Annotated in this window: 15 protein-coding genes; 6 read left to right on the top strand and 9 right to left on the bottom strand. The window is 69.1% G+C overall.

Going from position 1 to position 18,884, the window contains the following annotated elements:
• Both ACK41C_RS17210 and ACK41C_RS17205 read left to right on the top strand, forming a co-directional pair.
• Entirely contained in the window at positions 1 to 681 is a 681-nt protein-coding gene (locus ACK41C_RS17210; RefSeq protein WP_409656760.1) for a TonB family protein, read from the top strand.
• 54 nt (positions 682 to 735) lie between these two features.
• Positions 736 to 1,329, top strand: a complete 594-nt coding sequence (locus tag ACK41C_RS17205) for an exopolysaccharide biosynthesis protein (RefSeq protein ID WP_409656758.1) — start codon at positions 736 to 738, stop codon at positions 1,327 to 1,329.
• Positions 1,330 to 1,394: 65 nt separating this feature from the next.
• On the opposite strand, the gene ACK41C_RS17200 is transcribed toward ACK41C_RS17205, so the two are convergent.
• Positions 1,395 to 2,972 carry a winged helix-turn-helix domain-containing protein gene (locus tag ACK41C_RS17200; RefSeq protein WP_409656756.1) on the bottom strand — a complete coding sequence of 526 codons (1,578 nt, stop codon included), beginning with the start codon at positions 2,970 to 2,972 and terminating at the stop codon, positions 1,395 to 1,397.
• Positions 2,973 to 3,102: 130 nt separating this feature from the next.
• Here ACK41C_RS17200 and ACK41C_RS17195 point away from each other — a divergent pair, with 130 nt between their 5' ends.
• Positions 3,103 to 3,744, top strand: a complete 642-nt coding sequence (locus ACK41C_RS17195) for a PEPxxWA-CTERM sorting domain-containing protein (protein ID WP_409656754.1) — start codon at positions 3,103 to 3,105, stop codon at positions 3,742 to 3,744.
• On the opposite strand, the gene ACK41C_RS17190 is transcribed toward ACK41C_RS17195, so the two are convergent.
• The 5 genes from ACK41C_RS17190 to ACK41C_RS17170 all read right to left on the bottom strand — a co-directional run bounded on the left by ACK41C_RS17190 (position 3,719) and on the right by ACK41C_RS17170 (position 11,787).
• Complete coding sequence (locus tag ACK41C_RS17190; RefSeq protein WP_409656752.1) at positions 3,719 to 4,447, bottom strand: hypothetical protein; 729 nt, start codon at positions 4,445 to 4,447, stop codon at positions 3,719 to 3,721. The genes ACK41C_RS17195 and ACK41C_RS17190 overlap by 26 nt on opposite strands.
• Before the next feature lie 75 nt (positions 4,448 to 4,522).
• A complete protein-coding gene (locus ACK41C_RS17185) occupies positions 4,523 to 5,443 on the bottom strand; it encodes a LysR substrate-binding domain-containing protein (RefSeq protein WP_409656750.1) in 921 nt (306 codons plus the stop codon).
• Positions 5,444 to 7,321: a CocE/NonD family hydrolase gene (locus tag ACK41C_RS17180; protein WP_409656748.1), complete on the bottom strand. Its 1,878-nt coding sequence runs from the start codon at positions 7,319 to 7,321 to the stop codon at positions 5,444 to 5,446.
• Positions 7,322 to 7,325: 4 nt separating this feature from the next.
• Positions 7,326 to 8,903, bottom strand: coding sequence for an AbgT family transporter (locus ACK41C_RS17175; RefSeq protein WP_409656746.1), 1,578 nt, complete (start codon positions 8,901 to 8,903; stop codon positions 7,326 to 7,328).
• 16 nt (positions 8,904 to 8,919) lie between these two features.
• Entirely contained in the window at positions 8,920 to 11,787 is a 2,868-nt protein-coding gene (locus ACK41C_RS17170) for a TonB-dependent receptor (RefSeq protein WP_409656744.1), read from the bottom strand.
• A gap of 203 nt (positions 11,788 to 11,990) precedes the next feature.
• Between ACK41C_RS17170 and ACK41C_RS17165 the strand changes: the two genes are divergently transcribed.
• The 3 genes from ACK41C_RS17165 (at position 11,991) to ACK41C_RS17155 (ending at position 15,199) form a co-directional block, all read left to right on the top strand.
• Positions 11,991 to 13,103, top strand: a complete 1,113-nt coding sequence (locus ACK41C_RS17165; protein ID WP_409656742.1) for a CapA family protein — start codon at positions 11,991 to 11,993, stop codon at positions 13,101 to 13,103.
• A 66-nt stretch (positions 13,104 to 13,169) separates the two neighbouring features.
• A complete protein-coding gene (locus ACK41C_RS17160; protein ID WP_409656740.1) occupies positions 13,170 to 14,408 on the top strand; it encodes an acetyl-CoA C-acetyltransferase in 1,239 nt (412 codons plus the stop codon).
• A 5-nt stretch (positions 14,409 to 14,413) separates the two neighbouring features.
• Positions 14,414 to 15,199: an SDR family NAD(P)-dependent oxidoreductase gene (locus ACK41C_RS17155; protein ID WP_409656738.1), complete on the top strand. Its 786-nt coding sequence runs from the start codon at positions 14,414 to 14,416 to the stop codon at positions 15,197 to 15,199.
• 15 nt (positions 15,200 to 15,214) lie between these two features.
• Here ACK41C_RS17155 and ACK41C_RS17150 read toward each other — a convergent pair whose 3' ends face one another.
• From ACK41C_RS17150 to ACK41C_RS17140, 3 genes are all read right to left on the bottom strand, one after another.
• Positions 15,215 to 16,207 (bottom strand): fatty acid desaturase family protein, encoded by a 993-nt coding sequence (locus ACK41C_RS17150; protein WP_409656736.1) that lies wholly within the window; start codon positions 16,205 to 16,207, stop codon positions 15,215 to 15,217.
• Positions 16,207 to 16,785 carry a TetR/AcrR family transcriptional regulator C-terminal domain-containing protein gene (locus tag ACK41C_RS17145; RefSeq protein ID WP_409656734.1) on the bottom strand — a complete coding sequence of 193 codons (579 nt, stop codon included), beginning with the start codon at positions 16,783 to 16,785 and terminating at the stop codon, positions 16,207 to 16,209. Before ACK41C_RS17145 ends, ACK41C_RS17150 begins: the two co-directional genes overlap by 1 nt.
• 147 nt (positions 16,786 to 16,932) lie before the next feature.
• Positions 16,933 to 18,747, bottom strand: coding sequence for an SLC13 family permease (locus ACK41C_RS17140; RefSeq protein ID WP_409656732.1), 1,815 nt, complete (start codon positions 18,745 to 18,747; stop codon positions 16,933 to 16,935).
• Between the last annotated feature and the right edge of the window lie 137 nt (positions 18,748 to 18,884).

Here is an 18,884-nt window from a genome sequence, read left to right as displayed (position 1 = left end):
GTGAAGCTCTCGCGCACCCGGGCGGCCGCGGCGGCCTTCTCCACCGCCCTGAACCTCGGCCTCATCGCCCTGGTCCTGCGCGCCGGTGCGGACGCGCCGCCAGTCTGGCGGGAGAACGTCATGGTCGCAGAACTCGTCCAAGTCCGGGGCGGCAGGGTCGACGCCCCGGCCCCGTCGGCGCAGGCTCCCTCCTCCCCCTCGCAGGAGCCTGCGCCGGCGGCCATCCCGACGGAGCCGACGCCCGTGGCGGAATCCGCTCCCGTCCCCGCAATGGCCGCCCCGTCAGCGCAGCTGGTGCGAGCGGCTGCGGCCGAACCAGCGCCGCCTTCCGCGCCGCCGGCGGAACGCCAGGGAACTCGGCAAGGCCTGGACATCGACGCCCGCAACGGCGCCAGCCTCGACTACGCCGCCCGGCTCCGCGCCTGGCTGGAAGCGCACAAGACCTATCCCCGCCGCGCGCGCCTGCGCCGGGAGGAAGGGGTCGTCCACCTGCAGTTCGCCGTCGACCGCCAAGGGCGGCTGCTGGAAGGCGACATCGTCCGCAGCTCCGGCCACGCCAGCCTGGACGCCGAGGCGATGGCCATGCTGGACCGCTCCAACCCCTTCCCCGGCGCGCCCCACGCCGTCCGCGGCGAGCGCATCGAGGTCTCCACGCCGGTGGAGTTCCACCTGGCGCGCTGAGGGACCTGCACGGCCGTTCGGCGTTTAGCCTGGGCACTCGAAAGGAGCAGGCCGATGCCGGACGCGCCCGCGCGTGATCTCGCCGAACTGATGGATACCCTCGCCGAGCGGGCGAAATTCGCCGACCCGAAGATCTCGCTTGGAGAAATCCACGAGGCGGTCGGGGTCCGCGCGTTCGGGCCGCTGCTGTTCGTGGCGGGCCTTCTCACCATGACGCCGGTCAGCGGGATTCCCGGAGTTCCAAGCGTGCTTGGCCTGACGGTGGTCCTGATCGCCGGCCAGATGTTGATTGGACGGGACCGCATCTGGCTGCCGGGCAAGCTTCTCCGGCTCAAGGTGGGCGCTTCGAAGGTCGAAAAGAGCGCCAACTTCGCCCGAAAGCCGGCTCGGTTTCTCGATCGACTGGTCAGGCCCCGGCTGACCGTACTGACGGAAGGCGTTCCGCGCCGGATGGTGGCGCTCGCCTGCGTCTGCGTCGGCGCCGTCACGCCGCCACTGGAGTTGATCCCCTTCTCCACCGCCGCCCCCGCGACGGCGATCACCGCCTTCGGCCTAGGCCTGACCGCGCGGGACGGCGTCGTCATCCTGATCGCGCTCGCCGCCACCGCCGGTACGGCGGGTCTGGTGATCTGGCGTTTCGTCGGCTGAATGCGTCCTGGTTTCCGGGAAGTCCCTGAAAGCGAGAGCGCCGTCGACCGTCCTCACAGGCCGCTTCACCTCGCAACTTCGCCGGGCATGGACTTCGCACCCCGCAGGTAACCGAACTCCGCGGGCATGTCGCGCCACAGCGCCGGCGAGACGACTCCTGGCCCGAAACGCCGGACAAGATGGGTCAGCGGCCCGCGGAGGAGGTTGGCCGAATGCTCCGGATTTCGGAATTGCCGGGCCACCCTGATGTGCAGATAGGCGATCATCCGCTTGGCTGCGGCCTCGCTGATACGGTCGAGATAAGGCGCAAGCCGGCGGGCCATGCCTGCATCATCGGCCGGCAGGAACAGCAGGGCGAACTTCTCGACTTCAGCGGGCGAGATCGCGACGAGCCGGTCGTAGACCGTCTCCACGGCCTCGTGGTCCTCCGCGGCGATCAGGGCGGTCGCTCTCAATATCTGGATATAGAGTTCGAACGCCGACCCTGGCTCGCAGAGCCGCAAGCCTTCGTCATAGTGGCGCAACGCCTCTCCAAGCTCGCCGCGACAGGCCTTGATCTGGCCAAGCATCGGAAATGACGCCGCAAACGCCGCGCTGCTGGCGAAAGCGGTCATCGCAAGCCGTTCGGCCAGATCCTCATGTCCGCGGTTCACGCCCAGCAGGAGCTTGGCGGCCGCCAAGGCCAGGATCGGATCCTCGGCGGCGGCGCCCTGGCTCGCAAAGACCAGTCCTTCGATTTCCGCAGCCCAAGCTTTGTTGCTCTCGAGGCTGAGCGGCTCAGGTCCCGGATCGATCGTCAGCCGCCCGAAGAGATGCATGGCCCAGAGGATCGCGAGCACCGAATCGTCCGGATTCTCGGCTCTCAGCGTCCGAATCTGCTCGCCGTTCTGCACCCAGACCGCGCCGGGCGGGTCCAGCAGGATCGAAGCTGCGTGAAGGCGCAGGTGCAGCGGCGGATCGGTGGGCGCGGCGCCCCCGCGACCGCCCAGGGCCAGATCCCGCCACGCCGCCTGCAAGACCGCCCTTGCGAGCGACTTGAGCGAGCCTTGGCTTGGCGGGTCCGCAAGACGTTCTCGAAATGTCGTCGCGGTCCCGCCGGACCGGTTGCGCTTGAGCGCCAGTCCCGCATGCGCCACGCCGCCCATCCAATGGAGGCTGACCTCGAGGGCGAAAACATGAGGACTAGCGGCCACCTTATCCTTGACCTGGAGGATGCGGTTGCGCGAGCCGACCTCCGCCTGAAGCGCCGTCTTGAGCGCCTCGATGACGGCCTCGTCCTGCGGCCCGCCCTGCCCGGTCGTTTGAAGAAGAGCGATAAACGCCTCGCGGGGCTCGCCGGCCGAACGCGGCGCCACCCACACATAGCCTTCGCCGTACTGTGTCGAGATGAACCGACGCTGGGGGCCGTCGTCGCCCAGCTTTCCACGCAGGCGATTGACCACAAAATCGACGCTGCGGTCGGACCCGCGCGACCCCAGTGCGTTCCAAAGCTCGTCGCGGGTGAACAGCCGCCCTGGCTGCGGCGCCATGAGCGACAGGAGCGCACGCTCCTGGCGGGTGAAGTTCAGTGGCGTTCCGTCGGCCCGGCGCCCGGTCAGGAAGCCCTCGTCTAGAGCGACGTCGTGGAAATACGCCGTCGACATTGAGCCGCCCTCTCCCGCCAAGTCTCCAGCGAACGTCGAGAAGACACCCGCCGCGAGAATCTAGCAAATACTGGCGCAAGAATCCGGCTGCAGGTTTCCCGCTATACCTTCATGCACGTGGGAAATCGTCATGCCGCCGCCTTCAAAGCTCCGAACCGCCGTCGTAGCGGGAGCCTTAGCCGCGGCTGCAAGCTTCAGCGCCTGGCCGAGCTTTGCGGCGACCCTGATCGCAACCTACACAGGCTCGGTCACCTCATTTACCGACCATGACGGTCTCTTCGGCGCACCGGGGGAGGTGCTCGATGGCCAGGCGTTCGTCGCCAAGTATGTCTATGATCCCGCCGACGGCGCGATCAGTGAGTTCAAGATGGATGGAGGGCCATATTGGGGTCTTCCGCCGCTGATGACCGTCACCCTGACGATCAACAACGTCTCCCTGAACTTCAGCGAATATGAGTCGCGGGTCGAGGTGGGCGCCGGCCGCGTCGCTCACTACGTTTCCGGGGCGGCTGGGTGGATGGGCTTCGTGGCTTTCACCCCAACGCCGCCCCCCGACTACTTTTCCGGGTTTGGCCCATTCTACGGCCAAATAAACTCCCAGGCCGTGCTTTGGACCACCGAGGGCTTCGTGGGCATGGGCCTAAGTGCGGAGAGCGCTCGCATTGCCTCCGCGGTGCCCGAAACCGCGACCTGGGCGCTCCTGATCCTCGGCGTGGGCCTGACCGGCGCCGCGCTCCGGCGCCGTTCTATGATCCCGGTGGCGGCAGGCTGAAGAGGTTCCGGTCGGCCGTCGGGAAGACGATCCTCTCGAGGACCCGCTCCTCGCCCCGGGGCCGGCCGCCGCCGTGCGCCACGGCGCGGAACGGGATCAGGACCTGCCCGACGCGGCGATAGTCCATAAGTTCCGTGCGCCCCTGCTTCGGGCCCGTCTCATCGATGACGAAGCCCAGCAGGCCGGTGCCGCGGTCGAACCACAGGTCCCGCGGCTCGCCGCCGGCCGGTTGCACCCTCAGGACGTCGAAGGACCGGCCGCCGGCTTGGCGGACGCCCTCATGGGTGCTGCGCAGGTCGAAGCGGCTGGGAAAGAAATAGCCATAAGCCCCGAAAAAGGCGTCGGAACGAACCTCGGCCATGACCTCCCGCTCGACCGAGCCGGTGACGATCCCGTCCGGCAGGATCCGCCATTCGCCGGCCCCGTTGTAGGCCTCGACGAAAAGGCCCTCGGGGAGGTGCGTCTCGGTGCGGATTCCATAACGCAGCGGGTCCACCCAGCGGTGGTAGGGTCGCCCGGCGACCTTTCCTGTCTCGTGCAGGCCGCGGAGCGCGTTCCACGCGGCCGGTCCGCCCATCGCCAATCGGGCGCGGTCGAACACGCGCTGGGCTTCGGGGGAGTTCTGCGCGTGCGCCGGGCTGCCCAGCAGGAGGCCCAGTCCGAGAATGGCGACGACGGTGCGTCGAAGGCGGCGAATCCACATGCCGCCCTTGTAGTCGGAATCACGGTGTCGACATTGCGGCGATCGCTCTGCGGCATCCAATCCGAGACTTTGCCCCTATACCGCCCCCAGCCGCTCCCGCGTCAGGGCCAGGAAGGCGGCGGCCAGGCGCGTGGGGGCCGCCCCCGCCGAGGTCACGAAGGCGTATTCGTGGACGATGCTTGGGGTGAAGCGGCGCATCACCGCCCCGTCGCGCAGGTAGCCCCGCGCCAGATCCTCGTTGACGATGGCCACCCCGACGCCGCGGGCGGCCAGCGCGCAGGCGGACGCGACGGTGTGGGTCTCGACCCGCACCCGCGGCCGCACCCCCACGGCGTCGAACGCCGCCTCAACCCTGGCCCGCGAACTGCGACCCAGGCCCAGCAGCACCAGCGGCGCGCCGCGCAGGCGAGCCGGATCGATCTCCTCGCACGCCGCCAGCGGGTCGTCGCCGCGCAGGACGCAGGCGGTCTCGCTGACCATCACCGTCTCGGCGCGCAGGTCCGGCCGATTGAGCGGCAGCTTCACGAAGCCCGCATCGACGCTGCGCGAGGCGATCAGCGCCTTGGCCGCCTCCACCGAATGGGAGTCGATGGTCAGATGCACCTTCGGATACTGCGCCAGGAACGCCGCGGCGATATCCGGCAGAAGGCCCTCCAGGAAACTCGGCGGCGCCACCAGCTTCAGCTGCCCGACCCGAAACTCCGCGATGTCGCGCGCCAGGTCGTAAACCCGATCGACATTGTCCAGCGCCCGCTCGACCTCTTCGAACAAAAGCAGTCCGTCGGGCGTCGGCGCGAGCCGGCCGCGATCGCGATAGAAGAGCTCGAAGCCCACATGCCGCTCCAGCTGGGCGAGCAGGCGGCTAGCGGCCGGCTGGGTCAGGCCCACCTCCGCGGCTGCGGCCGTCACCGACCCCAGACGGATGATGGCCTCGAAGGTGCGCAGGGCGCGTAGGCCCACGCCGTCGGCGGCCGCCGGGCGCGCCGGCCGGCTCATCTAAACCCGCCCGATCGGGACCACCGGCAGGACGACGCAGGAGGGCGTCGCAGGCCCCAGATGCACCCGGTTCTCCGCCACCACAGGGTCGCTCGCCTCGCCGGCCGGGGCGCCGGTGTTCGGATTGACGTCGAAATGCGGGAAGTTGCTGCTGGCGATGTCCAGCCGGATCCGATGGCCTTTGGCGAACCGGTTGGCGGTAGGAAACCCGGCGACGGCGACCTCATAGATTTCCCCAGGCGACATCGGGACCGGCGTCTCGAAGGACTCCCGGAACCGTAGGCGCAGCACGCCGTGGGTCAAGTTCATGGCGAAGCCTTCCGGCCAATCCTCGCTGGGCGGATAGACGTCGATCAGCTTGAACATGATGTCGGTGTCCACCGCCGAGGAGGAGACGAAGAGCCGCGCGGAGATCGGGCCGATCACCTCCACGTCCGCCTCCAGCGGTTCGGTCTGGAAGACCAGCACGTCCTCGCGGTCCGCTAGAGGCCGGCCCGGGACCTTGGCCCCAAACACCCGCTCGCTCTCCCGCTGATCAAAGGCGCCGGCCTCCATTAGCGGCGCGCCCGAGGCGATGGCCCCGCCGATGGTGGGCACGGGATCGTGCGGATCGTGCCGCCAGGCGCGCAAGCCCGCCTCATTCGGCGCCTCGACCCGCAAGCCGCCGTCGGCGCAGAGATGGAAGGCCGTCGGAACCGCTTCGGGCAGGGGCCAGTCGGACGCGTCGCGCCAGGCGCCGCCGTGGTCCAGCCGCCCTTCCAGCGTGCGCCGTCCAGATCCGCCGCCCATGACGAACAGCTTCACCGGCGCGGACAGATAGTCGGGCGCCTCGCGCCCCTTCAGATGCCGGTCGAACCAGGCCCGCCGCAGGGCCAGATAGTCGGGCGCAAGCGCGCCGTCGAGCACGGCGGCGGGGCTGAAATCCACGTCGCCGGCGTAGGAGACCGAACGCTGGCCGTGGGTCCAGGGCCCCAGGACCAGCTTCACCGGGCCGCGCTTGATTTTGGAGAGCCCCTGGTAGTTCTCCGTCGCCGTGAGAGCGTAGGGGTCGTACCAGCTGCTCATGTGGACCTGGGGCGCATCGACGAAGGCCGCATAGGCGCCGGCCGCGTAGAGGCCTGGCCGGCGCCAGAACGCGCCGAAGGTCTCATTGACCCACTGTTCGAGGACATAGTCCTCGTATTCCGGGGCGGCGCTGACGGGTGAGGCGCCGCGCCGCCACGGATTGACGCCGATCCAGCGGCGGATGTCCTCCCTCTCGAGCGCCTCGCGCCGCGCCGGATCCCGGGCGGTCTTGGGCGAAAGCCGGGCGTGCTTGACCGCCCAGGTGAGTTGCTTGAGCTCGAAGGCCCCGCCCTGGCGGATGCCGCTGTGATAGGCGCTGGAGAAACCCCCGGAATCCAGGAACATCGCCTTAAGGCCCGGCGGATCGTAGGCCGCCATGGCCGCCTGCACGTGAGCGCCGTAGGAGAGGCCCAGCGTGCCGACGGCGCCATCGCACCAGGGCTGGGCGAGGATCCAGGCCAAGGTGTCGACGCCGTCCTCCCCCTCGTTGACGTACTTGGCGAACTCGCCTTCGGAGGCGAAGCGCCCGCGGCAGTCCTGCAGGACGTAGACATAGCCCGCGCGTGCGAAAGCCGCCGCGATCTCGGGCTTCGGCTTCGGCGTCGGATCGGCGGCCGTGCGGTCGGCGTGATTGGTCTCCCGCTTGCCGTAGGGCGTGCGCTCCAGCAGCACCGGCAAAGGGCCGGTCGCGCCGGCGGGACGGTAGATGTCGGCGGCCAGCCGCACGCCGTCGCGCATCGGGACCATGACATCGCGCTGCACGTCCACGCCTTCGAAAATGCGCAACGGCGCCGATGTATCGGGGGGCGTCATGCCGCTAGCGTCCGGCCGCCGCGGCCGGCGGCGCATAGGCGGCCGGCGCGCCAGGTCCCACCGGCAATTCCAGGGCCGTCCAGGTTCCGAGCAGAAGGAAGCCGCCGAGGAGGAAGGCGGCGCTGTAGGGCGCCATCAGGGCGATCATCGAGCCGACCCCGAACTCCGGGATCCATCGCCTGCACATCACCAAGACCAAGGGGAAGTTGGAGGCGAGCGGGGTGACCACGTTGAAGATCGAGTCGCCCATCCGGTAGGCCGCGGTGGTCATTTCGGGGGAGACGCCCAGCAGCATCAGCATCGGCACCACCACCGGCGCCATGGCCGCCCACTTGGCCGAAGCCGAGCCGATCACGAGGTCGAGTCCCGCCGACATCGACAGCAGCGACAGCAGCAGGAGCGGGGTCGGCAGGTTCAGCGCCTGCAGCGTCTCGGCCCCACGGACCGCCATCACCGGCCCCAGGTTCGACCAGGCGAACAGGGTCACGAAATGGGCCGCGAAGAAGACCAGGACCAGATAGGGCGCCATCGCGCGCATCCCATCGCCCATCATCGCCACCACCTCGCGATGGTTGCGCACCGTGCCTGCCGCCGCGCCATAGGCCCAGCCGGTGGCCAGGAACAGCAGCATGAAGGCCGCGATCAACGCCCTATAGAAGGGCGTCATTCGCTGCGGCCCTGTCGCGCTTTCGTCGATCAGGGGCGTGAAGCCCGGCCAGAGGGTCAGCGCCGCAAAGAGGCCGATCACCACCAGGGCCGCGAGACCTGCACGGACGAGGCCGCGCCGCTGGGCCGCGGTCAGCTCTCCGAGCGCGATCGCCGGCTCGTCCACGGGGCTGGCAGGTCCGCGCCAGGCGCCGAGCCTGGGCTCGACGATCCGGTCGGTCACGAACCAGGCGATAGGCGCAAAGAGCACTCCGATGGCGAGGGTGAACCACCAGTTGCCGAGGGGATTCATCGTGAAGGCGGGATCGATCAGCCGCGCGGCGGGCTCGGTGATGCCCAGGATCAGCACGTCGAACTGGCCAGGGATCACATTGCCGGCGAAGGCGCCGGAGATGCCGGCGTAGGCGACGGCGATGCCGGTCAGCGGATGACGCCCCGCTTCCGCATAAATCAGCGCCGCCAGTGGGATCAGCACCACATAGGCCGCATCGGAGGCGTGGTGCGACAGGAGGCCGACGATGAACAGCGACGGCGTCAAGGCTTTGGACGGCAGGCGCCGCACGGCGCCGCCCAGCAAGGCGTGGAAAAGGCCCGACCGTTCGGCCACACCCGCCCCCAGCATCACCACCAGCACCAGGCCCAGTGGCGGGAAAGCCGCCATGGTCGCCGGCATCTGGGTGAGCAGCCGCCCGAGATTGGCCTCGGTCAGCAGGCTTTCCACCCTCAGGGCCTCTCCGGTGACCGGATTGACCGCCGACCAGCCGGCGGCGGCGGCCGATCCGATCATCACCAGCCCGATGCAGGCCAGGAAGATGAAGACCGGATCGGGCAAGGCGTCACCGATCGCCGCGATCCGGTCGAGCACGCCCCGGCGCGCACGGGGCGCGCCGTCCTTCGGATCGAGGGTGGTGGTCATCGACGCCTTCTAGGGCTCAGAACTGCATGCCCAGACGAACATAGAAGGACCGGCCGCGCACGTCGTAGGTGTAGATGTCGAAGTTGATCGGCGCGTTGGCGTAGGAGGCTGGCGGCATCTTGTCGAAGATGTTGTTCACGCCCAGCGTGACGCTGGTGTCGTACCAGTCGAACCGGTAGGTCGCCTCCACGTCCTGGTAGAAGACAGCCTTGGTGGTGGCGTCCTTGACCGGATTTACCACGTCGGTGGTCTTGCCGATGTAGCGCCCGCGCCAGACCGCCGACATCGGCCCCTCGTTCCAGCGCAGGGAGGTCTGGCCCTTCCATCGCGGATAGGTCGACCGGGGCTGATCCCCCTTCCCGGCCCGCTCGTCTACGATGGGCGGGCCGCCCGCCGGGTTGGGGCTCGTGGTGGTGAAGTGATCCAGGTAAGAAGCGTCCAGCACCGCGGCGAAGCGGCCGATCTGGGTGGAGAAATCGTAGCGGAGGGTGGTGTCCACGCCCGCCGTCGAGATCTCGTTCAGGTTCTGGGCGCCCTGCAGCAGGTTCAGGACCGCGCCGGTGCCGGGATCGCGGGTGATCAGCGAGCAGAACACCCCACCCTGGCTGGCGCAGAGGTTCATGATCTGGGTCGCCGACTGCGAGGCGATGGCGTCCTTGATGGTGATCTCGTACCAGTCGACCGTCAGCGACAGGCCCGGCGCGAAACTCGGCTTGATCGCCACGCCCACGCTGTAGGTGTCGGCCGTCTCCGGCTTCAGGTCGGTGTTGCCCGAAATGGTGCCGGGGATCAGGCCGTTTAGGTTGAAGTTGGCCTGGTTGTAGCCGGCCGGAACGCCGGCGCAGCCCGGTCGGCCCGGATTGGCCGCCGCCCCGCCGTTGCAGGGATCCATACCCTGGAAGCTTGTCTCGCGAGCGCCTTGATAAAGCTCGAGAATCGACGGCGCGCGGAAGCCCTGCGAGTAGGTGGCGCGGACCAGGATGTCCTCGATGGGTCGCCAGCCGAGGCCGACCTTGACCGTCGTGGCGTCGCCGACCGTGTCGTAGTTCGAATAGCGGCCGGCCAGGCTGAGATCGAGGCTATGAGCGAAGGCGACTTCCTTCAGCAGTGGCGCCGCCAGTTCGACATAGGCTTCGTGCAGGCTGTACTGGCCGGAGGTGGGGGTCCGCGTCTGGGCCGAGGTGGTGGTGTATTGGGCCGGGATGTTGACCGGCGTCTGGTTCACATAGGGGTCTGGGGAGTCCGAAGCCTTGTTCTGGCGGTACTCGTAACCCGCGGCGATGGCGAGCGGCCCGGCCGGCAGTTCGAACAGGTCGCCCGTGACGTTGAAGGTCAGGTCATAGAGCTCGGTCTGGTTGGATTCGCGGGTGGTGTAGCGGATGTAGGCCGCCATCTCCGGCGTCATCGGCGCGAACAGATTGACCGGCGTGCAGCCTGGGCTGGCGGCGCAGGCCGCCGGAGAGCCGAGGGCCAGAGCCAGGCGGTCGTAATTGACGCCGTTCAGCGCTTTCGACTGCATGTCGTTCTTCGAATAGCTGCCGAACAGGTCCCAGCGCCATTCGCGGCCGAACAGCTCCAACTCGCCATCGAAGCCCGCAGCAAAGCGGTAGGTCTTCACGTCCTGGATGTTGTCGCGATTGCCCACATCGGTCATCACCCGGCGGATCCGCCAGGCCTGGGTGGCCGCAAAGCCCAGGGCGTTGGCCGCGGGCACGCCGTTGGCCGTGCCGAACGGGTTGTAGGGATGGTTGTTCGGGATCGCGAAGCCGCGGATCGTCCCGGCCGTGCCGCCGACGTCCAGCAGCACCGGGGAGAACAGCTGGTCGGAAATGCGCCGGTTGAACAGCGCCTCGGCCTGGAAGCGCACATTGTCCGAGAGATCGCCGCGATAGCGGCCATAGAAGCCGTACCGCTCGCTCGGGCCCACCGAATAGATGCCCTGGGCCTGGATGTTGTAGAAGTCGCCCGGCAGAGCCGCGGTGTGGAAGCTGTTGTCTGCCTGGGCGCCCGCCCCGTAGGGACCCTGCCCGTTCGCCGCGATGGGCGAGGCCGAGGTGGCGAAGCCGGCGGGGGTTCCGAAGTAAGCGTTCGAAGCCAGGCCTGGCAGGATGTAGAGGCCGTTCGGGCTATTCGGCGGACTGGTCACCGGAACCATCGTCAACCGGGTCAGGTCGCGCGCGTCGGTGCGGATCGGCCGGTCCTTTACATAGCTGGCCGAGAAGATCAGCGAGCCGTTGTCGAACCGCTTGCCCCAGGTGACGACGCTGGAGAACGACTGGCCGTCCCCTTCGGACGTGACGCCGGCCTTGGTCGAGAGGCGCAGCCCGTCGAAATCGCGCACCGTCTGGATGTTCACCACGCCCGCGATGGCGTCAGCGCCGTAAATCGCCGACGCGCCGTCCTTCAGCACCTCGATGCCCTCGATCATGCCGAGCGGCATGGTGTTGAGGTCTACGAAGTCGCGGAAGCCGCGCTGGCCTACGCCGTCCACCCAGCGGTGGCCGTCGACCAGCACCAGCACGCGGTTGCCGCTGCCCTCGGCCCCGCCCAGATAGCGCAGGTTGATGGAGCTGGCGCCATAGGAGGTGCCCTGGGTTCCGTTGGTGTTCAGGCTGACCCCGGCCGACGGCAACTTCTGCAGGATCTCGCCCACCGAGCTGGCCCCCGAGGCCTGAATCTCTTCGGCGGTGATAGTGGTCACAGGCCCAACGGAATCGGCGTCGCGGCGCTGGATGCGCGAGCCGGTGACGACGATCTCCTCGACGCTCGCAACCTCCTGGGCCTGAGCCGAAGAAGTCGTCCCTGTCAGCACGCCGGCCGCCGCCAAGGCGCCCAGAGCCGCACCGTACCGAAGCCGCGCCGTGGCCTTTTGTTCGCTCGCCATGTCCTGCCCCCTTCTCCCGTTCTGCCTTTGCATCCTCGCGACATAAGGGCCGCGGGTCGTTTGGCGATGGCGAACCTCGCTGGGGGCGTTTCAGGGCACAACCTTATTGCAGTTTCGTATCGACCCATGCGCCAGGGGCATGATCTACCCCGCTCGGGCACTCTGCATTTATGGTCCCGTTCGCCAAACAGGGGGCCATGCAAATGAACCGCCGCCAGCTTCTGGCCCTGGCCGGAGCCAGCTTCGCAACGGCCGCCGGCGCTCAGGCGACGGACCTGCGGGTGACCCTGCTCGGTCAGGCCCTGCTCGAACACGCCTTCGGCCCTGCTGAATGGCCCGGCCGGACCGCTGTGCGCGAACGGTTGGCGCAAGCTCATGCGGTCTTCACCAACCTTGAAACGGTGATCGAGGGGCCCCGCGCCGGCGCGCCGACGCGCGAGCTTCTCACCCTGCACGCCGCGGGCCCGGAGATCCTGGACGTCCTCAGGGACCTTCGGATCAACCTCGTCGCCACCGCCAACAATCACGCCTTCGACCTGGGCTCGGGCGGAATTCTCGACACGGCAGAGGCTCTCCGGGCGGCGAACCTGCCCTCCGCCGGCAGCGGCGCGGATCTGGCCGCCGCCTCGGCGCCCGCCTTCGTAGCGATTCCAGCCGGGACCGTCGCCCTGGTCGCCTTCGCCACCGGCAAGGTCCGTGAAGGAGGCGCAGCGACGCCCGACCGGCCCGGCGTCAACGAGGTCAGGCGCAGCGACGACGGCGAGATCCTGGCGGAGGACCGCGAGCGCGTCCTTGCCGCCCTTCGCTCGGCTAAGGCGAGGGCTGACGTCGTGATCGCCTATCACCACAACCACGACTGGGAACCCGACAATACCCAGGTTCCCGAGTGGCAGCGCCGCTTCGCCAAGGCCTGCGCCGCCGCCGGCGCTTCGGTCTTCGTCGGCCATGGCGCGCCGGTGCTGCAGGGTGTCGAGGTGTTCGAGGGCGTCCCGCTCTTCTATGGGCTCGGCAACTTCTTCTTCCAGACCGAGAAGGCGCCCGGCGCCTATCCGCGGGAATCCTGGGAGGGCGCCATCGTCGAATGCGGCTTCCGCAATGGGCGCTGCCGCAGCGCGCGGCTGATCCCTCTCGAACTGAACGAGATCGGCTTGGGCGGGGCCGACGACATGGCGACCCGCGGCGCGCCCTCGCTCGCCAGCCCCGAGACGAGCCGCCGGATCCTCGAGCGCCTGGCCGGGCGCTCCGCGCCGTTTGGGACCGTCATACGCACGGCGGGGCCGGAATGCGAACTCGTCCTGCCAGCCTCTAGCGATTGAAGCTGGACTGACGCGGCGTCGGGCGCCGCAGCCTCTCGCCAAGCTCAATACCGACGAGGATCCGCCATGCCCGAAGCCCTGATCATCGACGCCTGCCGCACCCCCCGCGGCATCGGAAAGGTCGGCAAGGGCGCTCTCGCCGACTTCCACCCACAGCACCTGGCCGCGTCCGTGCTGAGGGCGATCGCCGAGCGCAACCACCTGAAGACCCAGGAGGTGGACGACGTGATCTGGGGCACCTCCTCCCAACGCGGCAAGCAGGGCGGCGACATGGGCCGGATGGCGGCGCTCGACGCCGGCTTCGACACCCGGGCCTCGGGCGTCACCCTGGACCGCTTCTGCGGCTCGGGCATCACGGCCGTGAACATGGCCGCCGCCCAGATCATGGCTGGCATGGAGGACCTGGTCATCGCCGGCGGCACGGAGATGATGTCCTACACCGCCTCCACCGCCGATCCCTCAAACCCGCCGATGATGGACAACGGCAACCTGCGCCTGCGCGCCCGCCATCCCCAGAGCCACCAGGGCGTCTGCGCCGACGCCATCGCCACCCTGGAGAACATCCCGCGCGAGGCGCTGGACGAGCTCGCCTATGTCAGCCAGCAGCGCGCCGACCACGCGATCCGCAACGGCCATTTCGACCGCGCCCTGGTTCCGGTCTATCGCGAAGACGGCTCGCTTGCCCTCGACCGCGAGGAGTTCCCCCGCCCGCAAACCACCCGCGAGGGTCTGGCCGCCCTGAAAGCCTCGTTCGAGGCCATGGCCAACGTGCCGCTGAACGCCGACGGCGTCACCTATGCCGGTCTGATCCAGCAGGTCTATCCGGACCTGGCGATCAAGCACGTGCACCATGCCGGCAACTCCTCGGGCGTGGTCGACGGGGCGGCCGCCGTACTGCTCGCCTCGCCCGACTACGCGGCCAGGAACGGCCTCAAGGCTCGCGCCCGGGTGGTGGCGATGGCCAATGTCGGCGACAGCCCGACCCTGATGCTGAACGCGCCGGTTCCGGCCGCCCAGAAGGTGCTGAAGAAAGCCGGCCTGACGCCCGACGACATCGACCTCTGGGAGATTAACGAGGCCTTCGCCGTCGTGGCCGAGAAGTTCATCCGCGACCTGAAGCTTGATCGCGAGAAGGTCAATGTGAACGGCGGGGCGATGGCGCTCGGCCATCCCATCGGCGCCACCGGCTCGATCCTGATCGGTACCATCGTCGACGAGCTGGAGCGCCGGGACCTGAAGCGCGGCCTCGTCACCATGTGCGCCGCCGGCGGCATGGCCCCGGCCATCATCGTCGAACGGGTCTAGACGCCATGGTCGATCTCACCAACGCCTCTGCGCTCGTCACAGGAGGGGCCGGCGGCTTCGGCGGCGCCACCGCCCGGCGGCTCGCCCAGCTTGGGGCCCGGGTGGTCATCGCCGATGTCGCCGAAGAGCGCGGCCGCGCGCTTGCCGACGAGCTCGGCAACGGCTCGGTCTTCGTCAAGACCGACATCCTGGACGAGCACTCCATAGCCGAAGCCGTGCAGACCGCCGTCGGCCTGGGGCCGCTGCGCGCTGCCGTCGTCGTCCACGGCGGCCCCCCGGCGCCGGGCGCGACCGGCCCCGCCCGGGTGGTGAACAAGGAAGGCAAGCGCATCCCGCTGGCCAACTTCGCCCACACCGTGAACGTCTATCTGGTCAGCGCCTTCGCCGTGACGAGCCAGGCCGCGGAGGCCATGGCCAAGAACGAGCCTCTGGCTTCCAACCAGCGTGGCGTGATCATCAACACCGCCTCCATCGCCGGCTACGAGGGCCAGACCGGGCAATCGGCCTATTCCGCGGCCAAAGGCGGGATCATCGGCATGACCCTGACCATTGCTCGCGACCTCGCCCCACTCGGCATCCGCTGCATGGCCATCGCCCCAGGCACCTTCCTGACCTTCGCCTATTCCTCGCGCATGACCGACGAACAGGCCCAGGCCCACTGGGGGCCGACCGTGCCCAATCCCAAGCGCATGGGCGATCCGGACGAATACGCCAGGTTGGCGGCCCACATTGTCGAGAACGACTTCCTCAACGGCACGACGATCCGCCTGGATGGGGCGCAGAGGTTCTAGCCAGGCGGCTCCGGCCTACTGCACCGCCACTTGAACGACGCCGCGCTCTTCGGGCGTGGCGTTCCCGCCGCGGTCGTCCCGCGCCGGCTTCGAAGAGGCCATGCGCAGCACGTCGATATAGCCGGGCGCGGTCAGCATCTGCGCCATCACGCCCTTCGCCTTCAGGAGGCGATGGGTGCGGGGAAGATTGTAGCAGGGCACATGCATGAACATGTGGTGCTCGCAGTGGTAGTTCACCCAGTAGGGGGCCAGGAACATCCGCTCCAGGAGATTGGCGTGGGTGGTCCGCGCATGGCGCAGCGGATCGGGCTCGTCCTTGGCCACACAGGCGTGTTCGGCGATGTTGCGCAGACGGGTGACCAGCGGCAGCCAGGTCGCCGAAGGCAGCCACCAAAGCACGAACCAGGCCCACCAGTAGCCGAACGGCGCTGTCGCCGCGATGGTGACGGCCGCGCCGAGAAAGAACCGCGGCCGGTTCTTCACGAACCGCCACAGGACGTCCGCCGCGCTCTCGCCCGGCTTGCGCTCGGCGATGCGACGGAACAGCGGCGCCCAGCGCTGCTTGAAGTGGGTCTGGCCCGTCAGGTCGCGGACGATCTTGCGCCTCAGCGACTGCCGCGTGATGGGGAAAGGCGCGGAGAGGCCAAGGTCCGGATCCTCGGCCTGCTGGGCGTACTTGTGATGCCCCAGATGATAGGCCCGGTATTGGGCAAGCCCGCCGGGCGTCAGCTTGTCGCCCAGGAAATCGTTGACCTTCAGGTTGGGGTGCAGCGCGCCGTGGGCGGCGTCGTGCATCAGGATCGCCAAGCCCAGCTGGCGTGCGCCGATGATCATCACCGCCAGCGGAATGGTGATCGGGAAGGCCATCGCCATGGCCGCGGCCAGGCCGATGACGATCCAGGCGTGCGCGATCAGGGCCGGTCCCTTCCAGGCCGACCGCCGGGCGAGCGGCGCCCACTCCTCCGGCGAGAAATAGTCCTTGGGGGCGACTCGGGCGGCTGCGGCCATCAGGCGTCTCCGGCTTCAGTGGGGCGCGCCCTCGCCACGGGCTCTTGCCGCAGCAGCGCGATCATCTCTTCGACGGCCTCGGCGAGCGGGGCGTCCGTCGCGCCCTCGCGCAGGGCCACGCCGAGCGCCAGGGTCCAGAACCGTCGGGCGACCGTCGCCGTGGACTCCGGCCCGGTCCAGCCTCGACGCTCCCGGGCCTGGGCGTAGGCTCGGTCGCCCTCGGCGTGCAGCCGCTCGAAGGTGCGTTCGACCAAGGGGGCCAGATCCTGCCGCCGACGGGCCAGCGACAAGGCTTCGACGAAAAGGGCGAGACCCGGCGACCCGACCACCGTCTCCACCAGGCGCCGGTTGTAGTCCGCGCCCGTCGGGGCGCCCGCAGCGGCGGCCTCCGCCTGGGCGGCGACGTAAAGCACTTCGCGGCAGGCCGCCTCGACGAACAGCGCCTCCTTGGTGCGGAAATAGTAGGTGACCTGGCTCGGGTAGGCGCCCGCCGCCGCGGCGATCTCAGCCACCGACACCCCGGCGAGTCCCCGCGCCTTGAACAGCTCCACGGCGGCATCCAGCAAGCGGGAGCGCATTCGCTTCCCGGGCTCGCGCATCGGGCGTGCTTCGGCGAGGGATCGCACGTCGGCCATACGTTATTTGTATGTCATACAATCGGCGAAGTAAACCGTGGGGTCGCCCCCGGCGCGGACTGGAAACCCTTCGCGCCCGACGCTCCCGTCCTACAGCGGCCAGACCACAAGGATGGTCGGCACAGCGACGGCGATCACGATGACCTCCAGCGGCAGTCCCAGCCGCCAATAGTCCCCGAACCGGAAGCCGCCGGGGCCGAGGATCAGGGTGTTGTTCTGGTGGCCGATGGGGGTGAGGAATGCGCAGGAGGCGCCCACCGCGACGGCCATCAAGAATGGATCGGCGCTGACGCCCAGCCCGGCGGCGGCGCCCAGCGCCACGGGGCACATCACCGCCGCGGTGGCCGCATTGTTCATGAAATCCGAAAGCGTCATGGTCACGACCAGGATCAGGGCGAGCACGATGGCCGGATTGCCCTGAGCCACGCCCTCGAGCAGCAGGCGGGCGATTTGGTTGGCGGCGCCGGTCGTCTCCATGGCGCCCGCGACGGGGATCAGGGCGCCGAGCAGCACGATCACCGGCCAGTCGACCGCCTCATAGACCCTGCGCGGCGGAACCACGCCGAAGACCATGCTGGCCAGCACCCCGCCGGCGAAGGCGACCGCCGCCGGCACCAGGCCGAACGCGGCCCCTGCCACCGCCACGCCCAGGATCGCCGTCGCCCTCAGCGCCTGGCCGGGATCGGGCAGCCGCAAGGTGCGCTCGGCCAGCGGCACGCAACCGAACTGGGCGGCGAATTCGGCGACGGCCTCGGCCGGCCCCTGCAACAGGAGAACGTCGCCGGACTGGACCTTGGCAGTGCGGAGGCGAGCCAGGGTTCGACGGCCTTCTCGAGAGATGGCGAGGAGGTTGATGCCGAAGCTGGCGCGCAGGCGGATGTCGGTCGCCGAGCGCCCCACCAGGGCCGAGTTCGGCAGGACGGCGATCTCCATGAGCACCTCGTCCCGGACGGGCGGCCGAGCCGGCTCGGCCTCTTCGCCCGCGGCGGGATCGAGCGCCTCGGTCTTCAGGACTTCCTCAGAAGACACCGCCTCCTCGAGCTTCAATCCCAGGGCCGATAGCGAGGCGCTCAGGGCCTTGGGGTCGGCTTCGATGACCAGGATGTCGTCCTCGCGCACCCGGCGCAGGGGATGGGGCGCGGAAATCCGCACCTCGTTGCGGACAAAGCCCACCACCTGGGCGTCGGCGTCGTCCAGCACCCGCTCCACCTCGCGCAGGGTCATGCCGGCGGCCTTGGCGCCCTGCGGCACGCGCGCTTCGGTGAGATAGGGCGCGATGTTGAATTCCTCGGCGCCCAGCCGCTCGCGCGCCGGCACCAGCCTGCGCGCCGCCAGCACCACGAAGACCGCGCCGCAAGCCGCCACGGCAAGACCCACGGGGGCGAAGTCGAACATGGCGAAGCCGCCTCCGCCGCGGAAGCCTGAGACGATCAGGTTGGGCGGGGTTCCGATCAGGGTGGTCATGCCGCCGAGGATCGAGCCGAACGACACCGGCATCAGGATCTGGCCGGGCGGCAGGCCCTGCTTGGCGGCGGCCTGCAGGGCGATCGGCATGAGCAGGGCCAGCGCTCCGACATTGTTCATGAAGGCCGAGAGCACCGCGGCCAGCGCCGTCAGCGCCGCCAGCATGACCAACGGGCTTCCGCTCCTGGGAAGGAACCGCCGCGCGAGCACGTCGACCGCCCCGGAGGTCTGTAGGCCCTGGCTCAGGATCAGCACGCAGGCGACGGTGATCACCGCCGGATGGCCGAAACCGGCGAAGGCCGCTTCCGCCGGCGTCAGCCCAGCGACCACGCAGGCCAGCAGGGCGGCGACCGCCACCATGTCGTGCCGCCACCGCCCCCAAAGGAACAGCAGGATCGTGACCGCCAGTATGCCGAGGACGATCCCCTGCGACGCCGTCATCGATCCCCCATAGCTTCCTCAACCCCGCCGAGCGCGGCGCGTGTGCGGAAACGGCCAAGGTCCGACCGCGATCCCGCGCCCATTCAAATTTCTTCTAACGCCCCGACGGCGGAGCCGCGGTTGCGCGCCGCCCCCAT

This window comes from Phenylobacterium sp., from assembly GCF_046290725.1.
GTDB lineage: Bacteria > Pseudomonadota > Alphaproteobacteria > Caulobacterales > Caulobacteraceae > Phenylobacterium.
Note: the sequence above shows the minus strand (reverse complement) of the source record. Positions and strands in the feature narration are given on the sequence as shown.